General features: G+C 54.3%; 14 protein-coding genes. 2 read left to right on the top strand and 12 right to left on the bottom strand.

The window, feature by feature from the left end; translation table 11 throughout:
• Nucleotides 1-17: 17 nt before the first annotated feature.
• Entirely contained in the window at nt 18-125 is a 108-nt protein-coding gene (locus tag J5067_RS01825) for a hypothetical protein (RefSeq protein WP_264642145.1), read from the top strand.
• Nucleotides 126-200: 75 nt separating this feature from the next.
• On the opposite strand, the gene bglX is transcribed toward J5067_RS01825, so the two are convergent.
• Nucleotides 201-2,546, bottom strand: coding sequence for a beta-glucosidase BglX (gene bglX / locus J5067_RS01820; protein WP_264650296.1), 2,346 nt, complete (start codon nt 2,544-2,546; stop codon nt 201-203).
• Between the two features lie 522 nt (nt 2,547-3,068).
• Between bglX and J5067_RS01815 the strand changes: the two genes are divergently transcribed.
• Nucleotides 3,069-3,755: a glutathione S-transferase family protein gene (locus J5067_RS01815; protein ID WP_264650295.1), complete on the top strand. Its 687-nt coding sequence runs from the start codon at nt 3,069-3,071 to the stop codon at nt 3,753-3,755.
• A 72-nt stretch (nt 3,756-3,827) separates the two neighbouring features.
• On the opposite strand, the gene pbpG is transcribed toward J5067_RS01815, so the two are convergent.
• From pbpG to rhlE, 11 genes are all read right to left on the bottom strand, one after another.
• Nucleotides 3,828-4,781, bottom strand: a complete 954-nt coding sequence (pbpG, locus tag J5067_RS01810; RefSeq protein ID WP_264650294.1) for a D-alanyl-D-alanine endopeptidase — start codon at nt 4,779-4,781, stop codon at nt 3,828-3,830.
• 204 nt (nt 4,782-4,985) lie between these two features.
• Nucleotides 4,986-6,404 carry a flavocytochrome c gene (locus J5067_RS01805; protein WP_264650293.1) on the bottom strand — a complete coding sequence of 473 codons (1,419 nt, stop codon included), beginning with the start codon at nt 6,402-6,404 and terminating at the stop codon, nt 4,986-4,988.
• A gap of 403 nt (nt 6,405-6,807) precedes the next feature.
• Nucleotides 6,808-7,161, bottom strand: a complete 354-nt coding sequence (locus tag J5067_RS01800) for an FMN-binding protein (protein ID WP_264650292.1) — start codon at nt 7,159-7,161, stop codon at nt 6,808-6,810.
• Nucleotides 7,162-7,235: 74 nt separating this feature from the next.
• Entirely contained in the window at nt 7,236-8,654 is a 1,419-nt protein-coding gene (locus J5067_RS01795) for a flavocytochrome c (RefSeq protein ID WP_264650291.1), read from the bottom strand.
• Nucleotides 8,655-8,995: 341 nt separating this feature from the next.
• Entirely contained in the window at nt 8,996-9,535 is a 540-nt protein-coding gene (cyaB, locus tag J5067_RS01790; RefSeq protein ID WP_264642138.1) for a class IV adenylate cyclase, read from the bottom strand.
• A 163-nt stretch (nt 9,536-9,698) separates the two neighbouring features.
• Nucleotides 9,699-10,166 (bottom strand): GNAT family N-acetyltransferase, encoded by a 468-nt coding sequence (locus J5067_RS01785; RefSeq protein WP_264642137.1) that lies wholly within the window; start codon nt 10,164-10,166, stop codon nt 9,699-9,701.
• Nucleotides 10,167-10,230: 64 nt separating this feature from the next.
• Nucleotides 10,231-10,767: a hypothetical protein gene (locus J5067_RS01780; protein ID WP_264642136.1), complete on the bottom strand. Its 537-nt coding sequence runs from the start codon at nt 10,765-10,767 to the stop codon at nt 10,231-10,233.
• Between the two features lie 10 nt (nt 10,768-10,777).
• A complete protein-coding gene (gene mmuM, locus J5067_RS01775; RefSeq protein WP_264650290.1) occupies nt 10,778-11,731 on the bottom strand; it encodes a homocysteine S-methyltransferase in 954 nt (317 codons plus the stop codon).
• Nucleotides 11,732-11,796: 65 nt separating this feature from the next.
• On the bottom strand, nt 11,797-12,732 hold the full coding sequence (dusC, locus tag J5067_RS01770) for a tRNA dihydrouridine(16) synthase DusC (RefSeq protein WP_264642135.1): 936 nt from the start codon (nt 12,730-12,732) through the stop codon (nt 11,797-11,799).
• 97 nt (nt 12,733-12,829) lie between these two features.
• Entirely contained in the window at nt 12,830-14,218 is a 1,389-nt protein-coding gene (locus J5067_RS01765; protein ID WP_264650289.1) for an MFS transporter, read from the bottom strand.
• Nucleotides 14,219-14,466: 248 nt separating this feature from the next.
• Nucleotides 14,467-15,831 carry an ATP-dependent RNA helicase RhlE gene (gene rhlE / locus J5067_RS01760; RefSeq protein WP_264642133.1) on the bottom strand — a complete coding sequence of 455 codons (1,365 nt, stop codon included), beginning with the start codon at nt 15,829-15,831 and terminating at the stop codon, nt 14,467-14,469.
• Nucleotides 15,832-15,840: the final 9 nt, after the last annotated feature.

The raw sequence follows: 15,840 nt of genomic DNA, 5'->3' as shown, positions 1-15,840 counted from the left end.
AACAAAAGGATAACCTTATGAATCTCGGCAAAATCGCCATGATCGGCTTGTTTTCATTGATGACGTTAGGCGGCATCAGCGGTCTGATGCTGGTCGGCTACATCATTCTGGTTCACGGCGGTTGATAGCGTCGCACCAACCATGCCGTTAAGACAGACGATCCCCGGCAAATGCCGAGGATCGTGAGTACCTGACGGGGATCAGAGCAGCGTAAAGCTCTGTTGTTTCACACGCTGCGAATCCAGACCAATAAATACCTCAAATTTGCCCGGCTCAACCACCTGCTGCATTTGTGCATTGTAGAACTTCAGGTCGTCTTCAGTAACGGTAAAGCTGATAACGCGGCTTTCGCCCGGTTGCAGCATGACTTTCTCATAGCCGCGCAGTTCCTTGACCGGACGACTGATTGAAGCGACCACATCGTGCAGGTATAACTGCACCACGGTTTCGCCAGCACGCTTACCGGTGTTGGTGACCGTTACGCTCGCTTTCACGCTGCCGTTACGTTTCATCAGCGGACTGGACATGCTCACGTCTGACACACTGAAGGTGGTGTAACTCAAGCCGTAGCCAAACGGATACAGCGGACCGTTCGCTTCGTCATAGTAATGCGAGGTGTACTTGCCGGGGTTTTCCGGCGTATACGGACGACCGCTTGGCAAATGGTTGTAATAAATCGGGATCTGCCCAACCGAGCGCGGGAAGGACATCGGCAACTTGCCTGACGGGTTATAATCACCGAACAGCACATCGGCAATGGCATTGCCCCCTTCGGTTCCACTAAACCAGGTTTCCAGCAGCGCATCCGCTTGCTGATCTTCACGCACCAACGCCAGCGGGCGACCGTTCATCAACACCAACACCAGCGGCTTGCCGGTGGCTTTGAGTGCGGCGATAAGATCGCGCTGGCTCTGCGGTAAATCAATGTTGGAACGGCTGGAAGCCTCGTGCGCCATACCGGCTGCTTCACCAACGACCGCCACCACCACATCAGATTTCTTCGCCACGGCCACCGCTTCATCAATCATCGCTTGCGGAGAACGCGGATCAACCTGCACCGCATCTTCATATTGGTTCAGGAAATCGATAATGCCTTTGTGGTTACTGACATTAGCGCCTTTGGCATAGAATACCGTCGCGTCATTGCCCACAGCGGTGCGAATACCGCGATACACGGTCACCGTTTGGCGCGCTAACCCGGCCGCAGACCAACTGCCCATGGTATCGCGCTTACTGTCCGCCAACGGCCCAACCACCGCAATCACGCCTGATTTTTTCAGCGGCAGTATATTGAGGCGGTTTTTCAGCAACACCAGACTGCGTTTGGCAACATCGCGCGCCTCGGCACGGTGTAAGCGGCTTTCCGCATTGGTGTCCACCGGATCGCTACTGGCAACGCCCAGCATGCGGTAAGGATCGGCAAACAGTCCCATGTCATACTTCACGTTCAGCACCTGACGGCAAGCCTCATCCAGCTCTTGCGCTGTGACAGCGCCGCTTTTCACCAGCTCAGGCAGATACTTCACGAAATATTCATCGCTCATGCTCATCGCGATGCCAGATTTCAGGGCAATACGCGACGCGTCGCGCGGATCGCTCGCCACACCGTGTTTCATCAGCTCTTTAATCGCGCCGTGATCGGTGATGGTAATCCCCTGGAACTTCCACTGATCGCGCAGTAAATCTTTTAACAACCAGCGGTTCGAAGTTGCAGGCACGCCGTTGATGGAGTTCAGCGCAACCATCACCCCACCGCTGCCCGCATCAATCGCTGCTTTATACGGCGGCAAATAATCCTGAAACATACGCTGGGGACTCATGTCCACAGTGTTGTAATCGCGTCCGCCTTCCACCGCGCCATAGAGGGCAAAGTGCTTGACGCTGGTCATCAGCGAATGTCTGTCCGTCGGGGCCTCGCCCTGAAAGGCTTTCACCACCACGCGGGCAATTTGGCTGGTCAACCAGGTGTCTTCGCCAAAGCCTTCCGATACCCGTCCCCAGCGTGGATCGCGGGTGATATCCACCATCGGTGCCCAGGTCATGTTTAGCCCGTCTTCGGTGGCTTCGTAGGCGGAGACTCGTGCGCTTTTGGCGATGTTGTTCATGTCCCAGGAAGAGGCTAACCCCAACGCGATCGGGAAAATGGTGCGATGGCCGTGCACCACATCGTAGGCAAAGAACAGCGGAATTTTCAGGCGACTCAGTTCCATCACCTGATCTTGCATCGCTCGAATGTCCTGACGCGTTACCGTGTTGAAGATCGCCCCAACCTGCCCGTCTCTGATCATCTCGCGGATCACGTGTTTCGGGTTATCGGTTCCCACACTGATCAGACGTAATTGTCCGATTTTTTCCTCGGTGGTCATTTTACGCAGCAGATCGGAGACAAAGGCATCACGCTGCGCCTGATGGGCTGCATGACTTTGTGCTGCATGACTTTGTGCTGCATCGCTTTGCGCCGCAACCGGCACAGTGTTGGTCAGTTGCGCCCCGGCCGGAGAGCAGGCCAAGCCAATCGCAATCGTCAAAGGGGTAAGCCATTTCATTCGTTATTCTAGCCCAAGCATGCCGCACTCCACGTCATCGGGGAGCGCCTGTGAGGTTTGAAGATGACGTCATTAACGTCGTCAAAATATCCAGCGCGTAATCATAATGTATTTGTTCTGATTGTCTTTAGTAAAAACTGAAAGAATTACGCAATCCTGCGCCATCTCTCATCTGCCGCGTGTCATTAAGCGCATTTCATGATACTCCTACTTATATTCCCCACCGCTATACCCTAAATAATTCGAGTTGCAGGACAAAACGTTTACGTTTTGAACAGCGCTTGCGCTGGCCCTTTAGGGCGAGACTCATTTATGAGTCTCGTAACGCGGCAAGCGAATGAACCCCGATGAGCTTACCCAGGTAAGTGATTCGGGTGACAAATCTGCCGGGAGCAGATTTGAACGCCGCGTGCGGCGGCCTCGTTAGAGGTGAGGCCCAGGGATGGGCCGAATAACGAGCGCAGCCAACGCACCTGCAGCTTGAAGTATGACGGGTATAAACTGCCTGGAGCATCACTAACGATGTATCAACTGCATATCGCCAATAAAAACTATTCGTCCTGGTCGCTGCGCCCCTGGGTATTGATGACCGCACTGGAGATTCCTTTTACCGAACAACTGACACCGTTCAGTGCAGGTGCGGTACAAACCGCTTTCAAAGCCTTTTCTCCAACGGCAAAAGTGCCCTGTCTGGCCGATGACAAGCAGGTGGTGTGGGATTCGCTGGCTATTATTGAATATCTGGCTGAACGCCATCGCGGCGTGTGGCCGGAAGAGAGCGCGGCGCGCACCTGGGCCCGCTGCGCATCAGCGGAAATGCACTCGGGCTTTACCGCACTGCGCAATCAGTGTGCAATGAGCTGTGGTGTACGCGTAGCGCTACCAGAGATTTCAGCGGCATTGCACGCCGAGTTGGCGCGTCTTGATGTGCTTTGGACGGAGGGACTCACCCGTTTTGGTGGGCCATTTCTGGCAGGGAATGCTTTCAGCGCCGTGGATGCCTTTTTCGCACCGGTGGTGTTTCGCATTCAAACCTATAATTTGCCGGTTTCAGCAACCGTGAATAGCTACTGCCAGCATCTGTTAGCGCAACCTGCCATGCAACGCTGGTACACCAGCGCCTTAGCGGAAACCTGGCGCGAACCCGCCCATGAAGATGAAGTCACGGATAACGGCAAGCGCGTTGTGGTGAACGATTTTCGCGCCTGACGGTGGGGAACGAAACCCCGGCGGACAAGGTATCCGTCAGGGTTTGCCACACAACTGCTGCGTGATAATGCGTTATTCGGTATCCGTTGCGACGCGAGCCACCTGACCCGGCGCGCGTGAAGCCAGCGCTTTTTGCTTTTTATAGCTCAGTGCCGCCCCCGGAACTGCGGTTACTTGTCCGGTTTCCATCCAGCGGCGCAGACGGTTGGCATCCGCAAAGTGGGTGTACTTCCCGAAGGCATCCAGCACCACCAGCGCCACCGGTTTCTGGTTGATCACGGTACGCATTACCAGACAATGCCCAGCCTGATTGGTAAACCCGGTTTTGGTCAACTGAATATTCCAGTCATTCTTGTAGACCAGATGATTGGTATTGCGAAACGGCAGGCTGTAACCCGGATTGGTGAAGGTGGCGGTTTTCTCCTGCGTGGTACTCAACTGACTCAGCAGCGGATATTGCTTGCTGGCGATCAGTAATTTGATCAGATCGCGTGCGGTAGAAACGTTGTTGATCGACAACCCCGTTGGTTCCACGTAGCGGGTGTGCGTCATGCCCAACGCTTTTGCCTTGGCGTTCATCGCGGCGATAAACGCCTGATAGCCCCCCGGGTAGTGATGTGCCAGACTGGCAGCAGCGCGGTTTTCCGAGGACATCAGGGCCAGCAGCAGCATGTCGCGACGGCTGATTTGGCTGTTCAAGCGGACGCGAGAATAAACGCCCTTCATTTCCGGCGTGTGGCTGATATCGACCGAGATAATTTCATCCAACGGTAAATTCGCATCCAGCACCACCAGCGCCGTCATCAGTTTGGTGACAGAGGCGATAGGCACCACCACGTCGGGGTTAGTGGAATAAAGCACTTTATTATCACGCAGATCGACCACCATCGCACTGCCTGAGGCGATCTCTTGATGCGCGCTTGCAATGGCTGGCGCATCCGTTTTCGCCAACACGGAGGGGGTGAATGTCATGTGCGTGGACAGCAACAGCAATGCGAGCAGAGAAAACTTATGTTTTTTAATCATTATTCAACGTCTTAAATAAATAACGGTTACGGTATCGGTAACAACCCGGGCATTATAAGTTAGCGCTCGCCGCTACGCACTGCGCAGCAGAAAAAGCTTTTGTGACAAAGTTTAACAGCGATTGTTCTTCCTGCTACCGCGCTGAACGCAAGAACATGCAATAACGCCTGTGGACCCTGCCACAGGCGCTGCTTTTGGTGACGCTTATTTACCGGCTTTGATTTCTTTCACCGCTTCATCGGCACCGATCCGGCCGAAGGTAACGATATCCGCCAGTGAGTTACCGCCCAGGCGATTGGCACCGTGTACCCCGCCCGCCGCTTCACCTGCTGCGAACAGGTTCGGGATCACCTTACCTTGGTTATCGACCACCTGCGCTTTGGTGTTGATGGCGATACCGCCCATGGTGTGGTGGATGCCCGGCGTCACTTCAATCGCGTAATATTTCCCGCTATCCAAGGTTTGCTTAAAGCTTTCACGGCCAAACTCGGTGTCTTTTTTCGCTTTTGCATAGCCGGTGTAGGCCGCGAGCGTGGCAGACAGCTGTTTAGGATCCATCTTGATGGCCGTGGCAAGGGCCTCAACGGAATCACCTTCAAACACCAGTTTCTGTTTAAAATAGGTGTCAATGGTCTTATTCTGTTTAACCAGGGCGTCATTAAATATCACATAAGCATGGGCGTTAGGTTGTTTTAAAATGTTTTGCGAGACCACGTCGCGCGTCAGCAATTCATTAATAAAACGCGTCCCTTGTTCATTGACTAAAATGGCACCATCACCGCGCACCCCTTCCGTGATCAGAATACCTTTTCCTGGGACGGTGGTTGGGTGAATCTGGATATATTCCATATCCACCAGCTTGGCGTTAATACTTTCCGCCATTTTCACCCCTTCACCCAACGAGCCTGGCGCATTGGTCGTTTTAAAACCAACCAACTTGGGGTCGTAGTGTTTAATCATGTCAAAGTTGGCACCAAATCCACCGGCAGTAATCATCACCTTCTTGGCATCAATGGTATAAACATTCCCCTCTTTGCCTTTGGCTTTAATACCCGTGACTTCACCTTTATCATTTTTGATAATTTCCGTCGCAGAAGTGCGCGTGCGCATGTCAATATTAAGCGCTTTGACTTTTTTGATCAGCGCCGTAGCAATAAAGCTGCCTGCGGGTTCCCCTCCCACTGGCCGGTGAATGCGATCGACGCTGGCTCCGCCCGCTCGCGACACATCCGCTAATTCAGCGCCATTGGCTTTCAAAAATTGAATCGAGTCTTTCGCTTGTTCTGAAAGGATACGCACCAGTTCGGGGTTATTGATGTTCCGCCCCCCTTTCATCGTATCCTTAAAGAACAGCTCAGGATTATCCTCAATACCTTTGGCTTTTTGATAAGGCGTGCCCGCCGCGTTTAAACCGCCCTCTGCGCGCGCGGTATTTCCCCCGGCAAACGGCATCTTTTCCAACAAGATAACTTTAGCACCCTGGTTGTGTGCTTCAATGGCAGCGGACATGCCCGCCCCACCGGCACCAATGATCACCAGATCGGTAGATTCCCGGTTCTCACTTTGCGCCATAGAAGAAAAAGCGAGTGCCAGCGCACTGAATAACAGCACCTTTCTTTTCATGATATATTCCTTTATTCAATAATAGTGTCACAACATATTCACAGTGCATTGCACCATCATGGCTTTTAATCATGGTTTACGACGTGCAACGACGCTGCCTTTCAAATACTACACCCATAGCAGAATAATTATTTTAACTCGATCATGAAATGATAACACCTCAAGTTTTCCCACTGCTGATGAATTACACCTGGCAGCATGATGAAACCTTTTTATTATCAATATTCCCGCATGGCATCAACATAATGAAAACATTCGACGATAACATGTAGTAAAGGAGAGAATATCGACGCAGGGGTTATTGCTGGAATAAAAAAAATACCGCTTGGTATATAGAATAAAGAGGAATAAACAGTGAGGACAGTAATAACGCCTGTGACATCGGCCACAGGCGTCTAACCGATTAGGATTTCGCTTGCGCCAGCGCTTGTTTCGCGGCTTCCAGTACACCAGTACTGGACATGGTGGCACCCGTCACTGCATCAATACCGTCTGCCGTTTGTTTTTCCACAATTTCCGGCACGATATTATCAATGACACCGAGCATCAGCGCTTCTGTGTCCTCGTGTTTTACCACTTCCACATTGGCAATTTTACCCGCGCTGACTTTCACCGAAACTTCGATCTCCCCTTCTTTACCCTGCGCTTTGCCGGTGTAAGTACCGTCTTTATACGTTTGGGCAGCCTGAACGCCGGCTGAGGCAACAAACAACAAGGCGGCAGTAGCCACCAACGATGGAACGATTTTTTTCATCATGCTCTCGCTTTCTCTGGTTTTGTGTTAACAGCAACGCCGCTGCTCACGAAGCGGCGTCCCCTGAAGAATATGACTTATTTACCTGCTTTGATTTCTTTCACTGCTTCATCGGCACCGATGCGACCAAAGGTAACAATATCCGCCAGTGAGTTACCGCCCAGACGGTTGGCACCGTGGACACCGCCCGCCGCTTCACCCGCTGCAAACAGGTTCGGGATGACTTTCCCGTCTTTGTTGACCACTTGCGCTTTGGTGTTGATGGCAATACCGCCCATGGTGTGGTGGATGCCCGGCGTCACTTCAATGGCGTAATATTTACCGCTATCCAGCGCCTGTTTAAAGCTGTCACGCCCAAATTCGGTATCTTTGTTGGCTTTTGCATAGCCAGCGTAGGTTTTCAGCGTTTGCGGCAACTCTTTGGCATCAACCTTGATGGCGTTAGCCAACGCTTCCGGTGTATCACCTTCAGCCACCAGTTTTTGCTTGAAGTAGCTGTTGATGGTCTTGTTTTGTTTTACCAAGTCATCGTTGAAGACCAGATACGCGTGAGCGCCCGGTTGTTTCAGGATACTTTGAGAGACCACATCACGCGTCTGCAATTCGTTGATAAAACGTTTGCCCTCTTCATTGATCAAAATCGCGCCATCACCACGCACGGCTTCGGTGATCAGAATACCTTTGCCCGGCACGGTGCTGGGGTGAATCTGGATATATTCCATATCCACCAGCTTGGCGTTGATTTTTTCCGCCATCTTAACCCCTTCGCCCAGCGAACCCGGCGCATTGGTGGTTTTGAAATTGGCGAGTTTCGGATCGTATTGCTTGATCATGTCAAAGTTGGCACCAAATCCACCGGACGTGATCATCACTTTTTTAGCATTGAGCGCAAATTCTTTGCCATCTTTGCCTTTCGCTTTGATGCCGGTGACTTCGCCCTTGTCATTTTGCACAATTTCAGTGGCGGACGTATTGGTGCGCAGATCGATATTCAGCGCTTTCACTTTTTTGATCAACGCGGTGGCAATGAAGCTACCGGCCGGTTCGCCCCCGGCAGGCCGGTGGGTACGATCCACGCTGGCACCGCCAGTACGGGTTAAATCGGCCAGTTCAGCGCCGTTATCTTTCAAAAATTGTACAGAATCTTTTGCACGTTCAGACAGTGTGCGCACCAGATCCGGGTTATTGATGTTACGGCCGCCTTTCATGGTGTCCTGGAAGAACAGCTCCGGGCTATCCTGAATGCCCTTGGCTTTTTGATAAGACGTGCCCGCTGCGTTCAGGCCAGCTTCGGCGCGCGCCGTGTTGCCCCCGGCAAACGGCATTTTTTCCAGCAGGATAACTTTTGCACCCTGGTTATGTGCCTCAATGGCCGCAGACATGCCAGCGCCCCCAGCACCGATGATCAGCAGGTCGGTAGACTCGGGCGTCTCACTTTGCGCCATGGAAGAAAAAGCGAGTGCCAGCGCACTGAATAACAGCACCTTTTTTTTCATAATTCGGTTCCTTTATTCTGTTATTTTGTAGGATGAAGCAAACACGATTGGTTTTTTTACTTACAAAAGCCGATGATATAATATTTACTGCCTGCCACCCTTATCATCGATATCTGAAAAATCAATTCGTCCCAGAACATCCTTATACAAAGCGTTAATGTTTTCACAACATAATTCACACCGCGTGGCCCCATCATGGATTTTAATCATGGTGTACGACGTGCAACGACGGTGCTTATTCAGATACTACGCTGATAACAGAATAATTATTTTAACTCGATCATAGAATGATAAATCCTTTTGCCAATTCTATGCATCGAGTTTAATCCAGGTTGACACCGTCAAAAACCCAATAATTGACGATATGAGCGAGGCTCTTTATTTTCCATATCCAGCCCCAGACGCAGCGCGCACTGCACGCAGGCCTCTTCCAGGTCTGACAGCGCAGCCTCGTCATCGGTCATCACCGATATTTCCACGTAGTGTCCCAGTATATCAATATAGTCGAGAGTGATATGGAACTGATCGAGGAAATAGATACTGCGGGTTTTATTCACGCGATGAATGGGAATATAGCCTAACGTATGCAACATGCTGTCCGCTTTTTCGAATGATTCGATATTAACAGCCTCGCAACGCCTTTTCTCTGGACCTTTAACAATCCATAATTTAATTCCAGAAGGCGACATAGCCCGTAACACCATGCTCATATTTCTTTTTTGTAGCGAGGCGTGCGGGTCATCGTAATAGATATCGTATTCATTATTCTCAAACACGAAAGCTTCTGGATGAAGACTTAATAAAATGTCACGAAAATCGCTAATATCCTTAATCTTGAATTTCAGCTCAATCTCATATTTCCCCAAAAAGTGTGTCGTCATGACTCTTCTCCACGTCCGGTGAACGACGAGGCCGCCAGCGCCGCCAGAACCCTCATGGCATTGCTTACGGCTGTCCCTTTGGATAAAACACAGCCTGCATATCCGCTACTATGTCAAACCTACCACAGATAATAGACTTCATCACACAGTCTGCCAGCATGTTTCACTTTCCGAGCGATAAACGCATCACAGTGACAATTTCTCCCGCCACCGGGCGCTGCTCTAGCGGTTGCCAACCCATTCGGGCATAGAGCGCCTGCTTGTCGGGCGTATACAAATACAGCATCTCGATGCCCTGCTGCTGGCAGCGCGCCACACAGGCATTCACCAGCGCGGTGGCCAACCCTTTGCCGCGCTGCGAAGGAGCCGTGACCACTTCACCCAGCCAGTATTCTCGTTCCGGGCAATCTTGCAACTCATAGCGGATAATACTGGCGGTGGCAACCGCATTGTCATCGGGAGTAAACATGCCCAGCGTGAAGGCGTAATCGCTCGCCACGCCGCGCTGACGTAGCGCTGATTCAATGGCTGGCGCACTCGACCAGCGGGGAAACGCCGACCATTCGGCGTAGAGCAATGCGGCAACGCAAGCAATGCGCGCGGGGTTGTCATGCAGATCGTGGATGTCCATAAACACGCTACCAACGGTCAGAGAAAATCTGACCTTACCCTGAGACTGCGCGCAGAGGCAAGCGTTAGAGGGACTCGCTGGCCGTGGTGTTAACAATAAATACCGACAGATAGCCCAGGTGGTGCATAAACTCGCGCAAAATCAGCAAACGGGCAGTAAATGCGTTGTCCAGCGGAATGGCTTCCCAACTGGCGGGGCGGCCCAGCATCACCTGTTCGAAACGTTTAAACAGTCGCTCGATATCGTCCTGCTCAATATGCCAGCCGTGCGCATTGGCCGACACGCCGGTCGCCTCGGCCAATGACGCCAGTGCCGGATCGCACAGATAAAGGGGATGTTGCGTATCCACCTGATGGCGAATGCGTGTGACTTCATCCTCTACGGTCATGATTGCCCGTTCCATTTCGTCTGGCGTCGGGGGCAGATGGCGAAAAAAAGTCGCGGCGGTTTTTTCATACCCTACCGCCAGCCGCAACGCTTCAGCGTCCGGCGACGACATGACAACGGTTTGCTCGGCAGCGATATCAAGAAAAGTGATGGGTAAAGTGAGTGCCAGTGTGTCGCACAGTTGGCGATAAGCGCCTTCGGTCTCGTTGGTCATGATGTCTCCCTCAATGATGATGCACCTCATGCCTGCATGCATGAGAAATAGCGGCAATATCCTGCGGTGTGGTGCGACAGCACCCACCGATCAGGCGCGCGCCCGCGGCTCTCCAGGCTGACAGATGCGCGGTCAACGCACACGCCTGTTCCCCGGTTGCGCGCCAGCGTTTAGTGGTAGCATCATAATGCTCGCCGGAATTGGGATAGACAACCAGCGGCAGGGATGTCAGTGAGGATAAATGCGCTAACGCCGTCGTCGCACTGTCCACTGCGACGCAGTTTATGCCCATGGCGACAACTTGCGGATGGTTATCCAACAGCGCCACAACGTCACACAGCGGGGTGCCATCGCTGATGTGCTGCTCATCACGCAGGGTAAACGAGAACCAGGCTGTGATAGAGGGAAACTCGCGCAGCAACTGTAACAGAGCGGCCATCTCCGGCAACGAGGGCTGGGTTTCGCATGCCAGCACGTCAACGCCCGCGTCAACCAACGCGGCGATGCGCGGCCGGTGGAATGCCATCATCTCCGCCTGCCGGAGCTGATAATCGCCACGGTACTCCGCGCCATTCGCCAGAACAGCCCCATACGGCCCCACCGATCCCGCCACTAGCAGCGCGCCCGCATCGGGATGCGCCGCGCGATAATCTTCTCGGGCACGCACCGCCAGTTCGACGCTGCGCGCGATCAACGCCAATGCTTCTGCTTCGCTCAGCCCACGCGCCGCAAAACCCTGCGGCGTCGCCTGATAGCTGGCGGTGATGGCGCATTGCGCCCCCGCAGCAAAATAGTCGTAATGCACCTGATAAATTAACGCGGGCGCTTCCAGCAGCACTTTCGCCGACCAGAGCGGATCGCACAAATCACAGCCGCGCGCTTCCAGTTCGGTAGCCAGCGCACCGTCCAGGATCACCACGGGTGAGCGCGCCAACAGCGCGGCAAGGGGATTCTCAGGTAACATCGTCGCGCTCCTTGGCGCATTGCGTTTAACACCGCTGCCTTCTGACAATACGGCCTACCACCCTGTCAGGCCAGTGCGGAGATGGTTCGCGCAATGGCCTCTGACGTGGTCAGGGTTCGAATTTGGCGAAACAGATCGTCGGCCTCAGCATACGCTTTTCGCAAATAACCGAGCCACTGCTTGATGCGCGCCACGTGATACATGCCAGTATCACCCTGCTTCTCAAGTTGGGTATAGCGCTGCAACAACGCGACCACTTCGGGCCAGGGCAGCGGCGATGCATTGTATTTAATCACTTTGCTGAGGTTAGGCACGTTAAGCGCGCCGCGCCCAATCATAATGTCCTGACACCCGGTAGCCGCGATGCAATCCTGGGCGCTTTGCCAGTCCCACACTTCGCCATTCGCCACCACCGGGATCGATAAGCGCTTACGGATTTCACCAATGGCCGCCCAGTTAATGCGCTCCGCTTTGTATCCGTCTTCTTTAGTGCGCCCATGAACCACCAACTCGGTAGCGCCCGCTTGCTGAACAGCATCCGCAATTTCAAATTGACGATCGCCCGAATCCCAGCCTAAACGAATTTTCACCGTCACCGGGAGATGACGCGGCACCGCTTCACGCATCGCTTTCGCTCCCTGATAGATCAGTTCAGGATCTTTGAGCAACGTGGCGCCACCGCCGCTGCCATTCACCAGTTTGGACGGACAGCCACAATTGAGGTCAACGCCGTAGGAACCGAGCGCCACCGCACGCGCCGCGTTTTCCGCCAGCCATTGCGGATATTGTCCCAGCAATTGAATGCGTACCTGGGTGCCGGAGGGCGTCCGGCTGGCATGGTGCAGTTCAGGGCAAAGGCGGTAGAAGGATTTGACAGGCAGCAGCGTATCCACCACGCGTAAAAACTCGGTGACGCACAGATCGTAGTCATTGATATCGGTCAGCAGTTCCCGCACCAGGGCATCGAGAACGCCTTCCATGGGCGCAAGAAGGATACGCATAACGCTATTGAGCTCATCAGGACGCCGCACGGCGCGCCGGTTAAATCAGCCCGCCATGGTACTGAGGCGGGCAGGAAAAGCAAGCGTTACTCTGCCGCTAACCTTTATCCGCAACCGAGGGATTGAAGGCCTGGCGGGTGAAGCTCAACAAGCACGCCAGCGCAGCGGTGCCGCACCCCATATAAAGCGCATAGTAACCGCCCTGCATATCAAACCGTGCCAGCAACATACCCACCAGCGCGGTGCCGCTTGACTGCCCTATCAAACGCGCGGTACCCAGCATGCCGCCCGCAGCGCCGCTACGCTGGCGCGGTGCTGAGGTGACCAACAAACGATTATTGGGCGACTGAAATAACCCGAAACCGGCGCCGCACAGGGCCATGCGCCAGGCAATATCAGCCAGGGTGGTGACCGGGGAAAGCTGGCTCAATGCCAGCATCCCGACGGCAAGCAGCAGCAAGCCAACACCGCCCAGTATCGCCGGTGACATCCGATCGGAAAGTCTGCCAGCCACCATAGCCATGACGCCGGTTGCCAACGGCCAGGGTGTCATCATTAGCCCCACTTCGGCCGGAGTCAGCGCCAGTTCATGGTGAAACAGAAACGGCAGAGAAACAAAGGCCAGCATCTGCGTGGTGAAGGAGGCGATTGAGGTCGCCAGCGACAAACTGAACACTGGAATGCGCAGCAAATCAAACGGGAACAGCGGCGCAGTGGCCGACGCTTCCCGGCGAACCAGCAGTATGGTCGCCACCAGTGCCAGCCCCAGTTGCCCACCGATCAGCACGGCATTGCTTTTATGACCGATGCTCTCGATGGCGGTGATCGCCAAACCGATCATCAGAGCGCTCAATAGCGCGCTCACACTGTCAAACGGCTGCTGGCTTCGATCGTTATCCGGTAGACTGCGCATCGCCAACACAATGGCCGCGAGGCCAAGGGGCAGATTGATGGCAAACAGCCACGGCCAGGAAGCTACGGATAAAATCCCTCCCGCCAGCGTTGGCCCTACAGTGGCAGCCATGGCAACCACCAACGCGTTAATACCAATCGCCCCGCCCAGCTTGGCGCGCGGCACAATGTAGCGGATTAACGCGGTGTTCACGCTCATCAGCCCTGCCGCGCCGATGCCCTGCACCACGCGCGCCAGCGTTAACAGCGGCATGCTGTTCGCCAACATGCAGGCCAGAGACGACAGGATAAACAGGGTCAACCCGTACATATACACCGTGCGATAGCCGTAAATCTCGCCCAAACGCGCGAACGGAATCAGGCATACCACCACCGCCAGTTGATAACCGTTAACAATCCAGATGGCGCTGGCCGCGCTAATATTGAAATCCGTAGCAATAACTGGCAACGCTACATTGGCAACCACGGCATCCATCACTGCCAGCGTGATACTGATGGCAATGGTCAACATGGCATAGTGTCGCTGCGGGGTCGGCAGACCATCTTCAGTGATACCGGGGGCGGCTGTTCTCATTATTCAGTCTTTATTGGGCAAAGCGCGTCGGCTTGCGGATGAGGGCGAGTTAAGCAGCTTACTGATAAACCAGGGTAATGGGAAGGCCTGCCGAATACAGTCATTCCCGCGCAAGCGGGAATCTCTGGCAGACTGCGCGTGTTTCTTCTGTCAGAGATCCCCGGCTTTCGCCGAGGATGACAAGGGAGAAGCCGAGGATGACGAGGGGCGAGTAAAGGGGAATGACAGCTCCCCTGCGAACGCTTTTATTACTCGCTTCTGGCGCGTGCCGGACGGCGCTGACCGTTACCCTGCGGGCGCGATGCGGCAGGTTTACCCTGACCGCCACGGCGTTGCTCTCCAGAAGGAGAGCCTTCGCCACTGCGCTGGCGGCGCGGTGCCGTACTGTGGCGTTCACTGCCGGAACGATCGCCGCCGCGCGGTGCACCGCGCTGGCTTTGGCGGCCATTTTGAATCGGCTCTGCCTTGATGTTCGGATCGGGCTCAAAGCCCGGCATGGCAATGCGCGGAATTTCGCGTTTCAGCAGTCGCTCGATATCGCGCAACAGCTTGTGCTCATCCACACACACCAGCGACAGCGCCTCACCGGTAGATTCCGCACGCCCGGTACGACCAATGCGGTGCACGTAATCTTCCGGCACGTTGGGCAGCTCGTAGTTCACCACGTGCGGAAGTTGATCGATATCCAGACCGCGCGCGGCGATATCCGTTGCCACCAGCACCCGAATCGACCCTTCTTTGAAATTCGCCAGCGCACGGGTACGCGCCCCCTGGCTCTTGTTACCGTGGATAGCCGCGGCGGTAATACCGTCTTTGCCCAATTGCTCAGCCAAATGGTTAGCACCGTGCTTGGTGCGGGTAAACACCAGCACCTGCTGCCAGTTCTCTTTGCCGATCAGCAAGGAGAGCAGTTCGCGCTTGCGTTTCTTATCGACAAAGTGCACGTTCTGGGTCACCAGTTCCGATGGGGTATTACGACGCACCACTTCGACCGACGCCGGACGGGTCAGCAGCGTATTGGCCAGCGTTTTGATCTCATCAGAGAAGGTGGCAGAAAACAGCAGGTTTTGGCGTTTGGCGGGCAGTTTTGCCAGCACGCGGCGAATGTCGTGAATAAAGCCCATGTCCAGCATGCGATCCGCTTCATCCAGCACCAGAATCTCGATATGAGAAAGATCGACCGCATTCTGGTGTTCCAGGTCCAGCAGACGCCCCGGCGTTGCCACCAGAATGTCGACGCCACCGCGCAGCTTCATCATTTGCGGGTTGATGCTGACGCCGCCGAACACCACCAGCGAGCGCAAGCGCAGGTACTTGCTGTACGCCTGCACGTTTTCGCCAATCTGGGCGGCCAGTTCGCGCGTCGGCGTCAGGATCAATGCACGCACCGGGCGACGGCCTTTAACGTCACTGGGCTTGGTGCTCAGCAGTTGCAGCAGCGGCAGGGTAAATCCGGCGGTTTTACCGGTACCCGTTTGCGCACTTGCCATCAAATCCTGCCCAGACAGCACCACCGGAATCGCCTGGCGTTGTACCGGCGTAGGTTCACGATAGCCCTGTTCTTCAACAGCACGGAGAATATCGGCGCTCAGGCCGAGAGATGAAAAAGACATAGAGAAAAC

The organism is Candidatus Symbiopectobacterium sp. NZEC151, assembly GCF_025962655.1.
Lineage (GTDB): Bacteria > Pseudomonadota > Gammaproteobacteria > Enterobacterales > Enterobacteriaceae > Symbiopectobacterium.
The sequence above is the reverse complement of the archived record's forward strand: the minus strand, read 5'-3'. Positions and strand labels throughout refer to the sequence as shown.

Excerpts from the sequence above, each read along its gene's own strand:
- rhlE (WP_264642133.1), bottom strand. The coding sequence starts at position 15,831 with ATGTCTTTTTCATCTCTCGGCCTGAGCGCCGATATTCTCCGTGCTGTT.
- J5067_RS01825 (WP_264642145.1), top strand. The coding sequence starts at position 18 with ATGAATCTCGGCAAAATCGCCATGATCGGCTTGTTTTCATTGATGACG.
- J5067_RS01780 (WP_264642136.1), bottom strand. The coding sequence starts at position 10,767 with ATGACCAACGAGACCGAAGGCGCTTATCGCCAACTGTGCGACACACTG.
- J5067_RS01805 (WP_264650293.1), bottom strand. The coding sequence starts at position 6,404 with ATGAAAAGAAAGGTGCTGTTATTCAGTGCGCTGGCACTCGCTTTTTCT.
- dusC (WP_264642135.1), bottom strand. The coding sequence starts at position 12,732 with ATGCGTATCCTTCTTGCGCCCATGGAAGGCGTTCTCGATGCCCTGGTG.
- J5067_RS01795 (WP_264650291.1), bottom strand. The coding sequence starts at position 8,654 with ATGAAAAAAAAGGTGCTGTTATTCAGTGCGCTGGCACTCGCTTTTTCT.
- J5067_RS01765 (WP_264650289.1), bottom strand. The coding sequence starts at position 14,218 with ATGAGAACAGCCGCCCCCGGTATCACTGAAGATGGTCTGCCGACCCCG.
- cyaB (WP_264642138.1), bottom strand. The coding sequence starts at position 9,535 with ATGACGACACACTTTTTGGGGAAATATGAGATTGAGCTGAAATTCAAG.
- J5067_RS01815 (WP_264650295.1), top strand. The coding sequence starts at position 3,069 with ATGTATCAACTGCATATCGCCAATAAAAACTATTCGTCCTGGTCGCTG.
- J5067_RS01785 (WP_264642137.1), bottom strand. The coding sequence starts at position 10,166 with ATGGACATCCACGATCTGCATGACAACCCCGCGCGCATTGCTTGCGTT.
- mmuM (WP_264650290.1), bottom strand. The coding sequence starts at position 11,731 with ATGTTACCTGAGAATCCCCTTGCCGCGCTGTTGGCGCGCTCACCCGTG.
- bglX (WP_264650296.1), bottom strand. The coding sequence starts at position 2,546 with ATGAAATGGCTTACCCCTTTGACGATTGCGATTGGCTTGGCCTGCTCT.
- pbpG (WP_264650294.1), bottom strand. The coding sequence starts at position 4,781 with ATGATTAAAAAACATAAGTTTTCTCTGCTCGCATTGCTGTTGCTGTCC.
- J5067_RS01800 (WP_264650292.1), bottom strand. The coding sequence starts at position 7,161 with ATGATGAAAAAAATCGTTCCATCGTTGGTGGCTACTGCCGCCTTGTTG.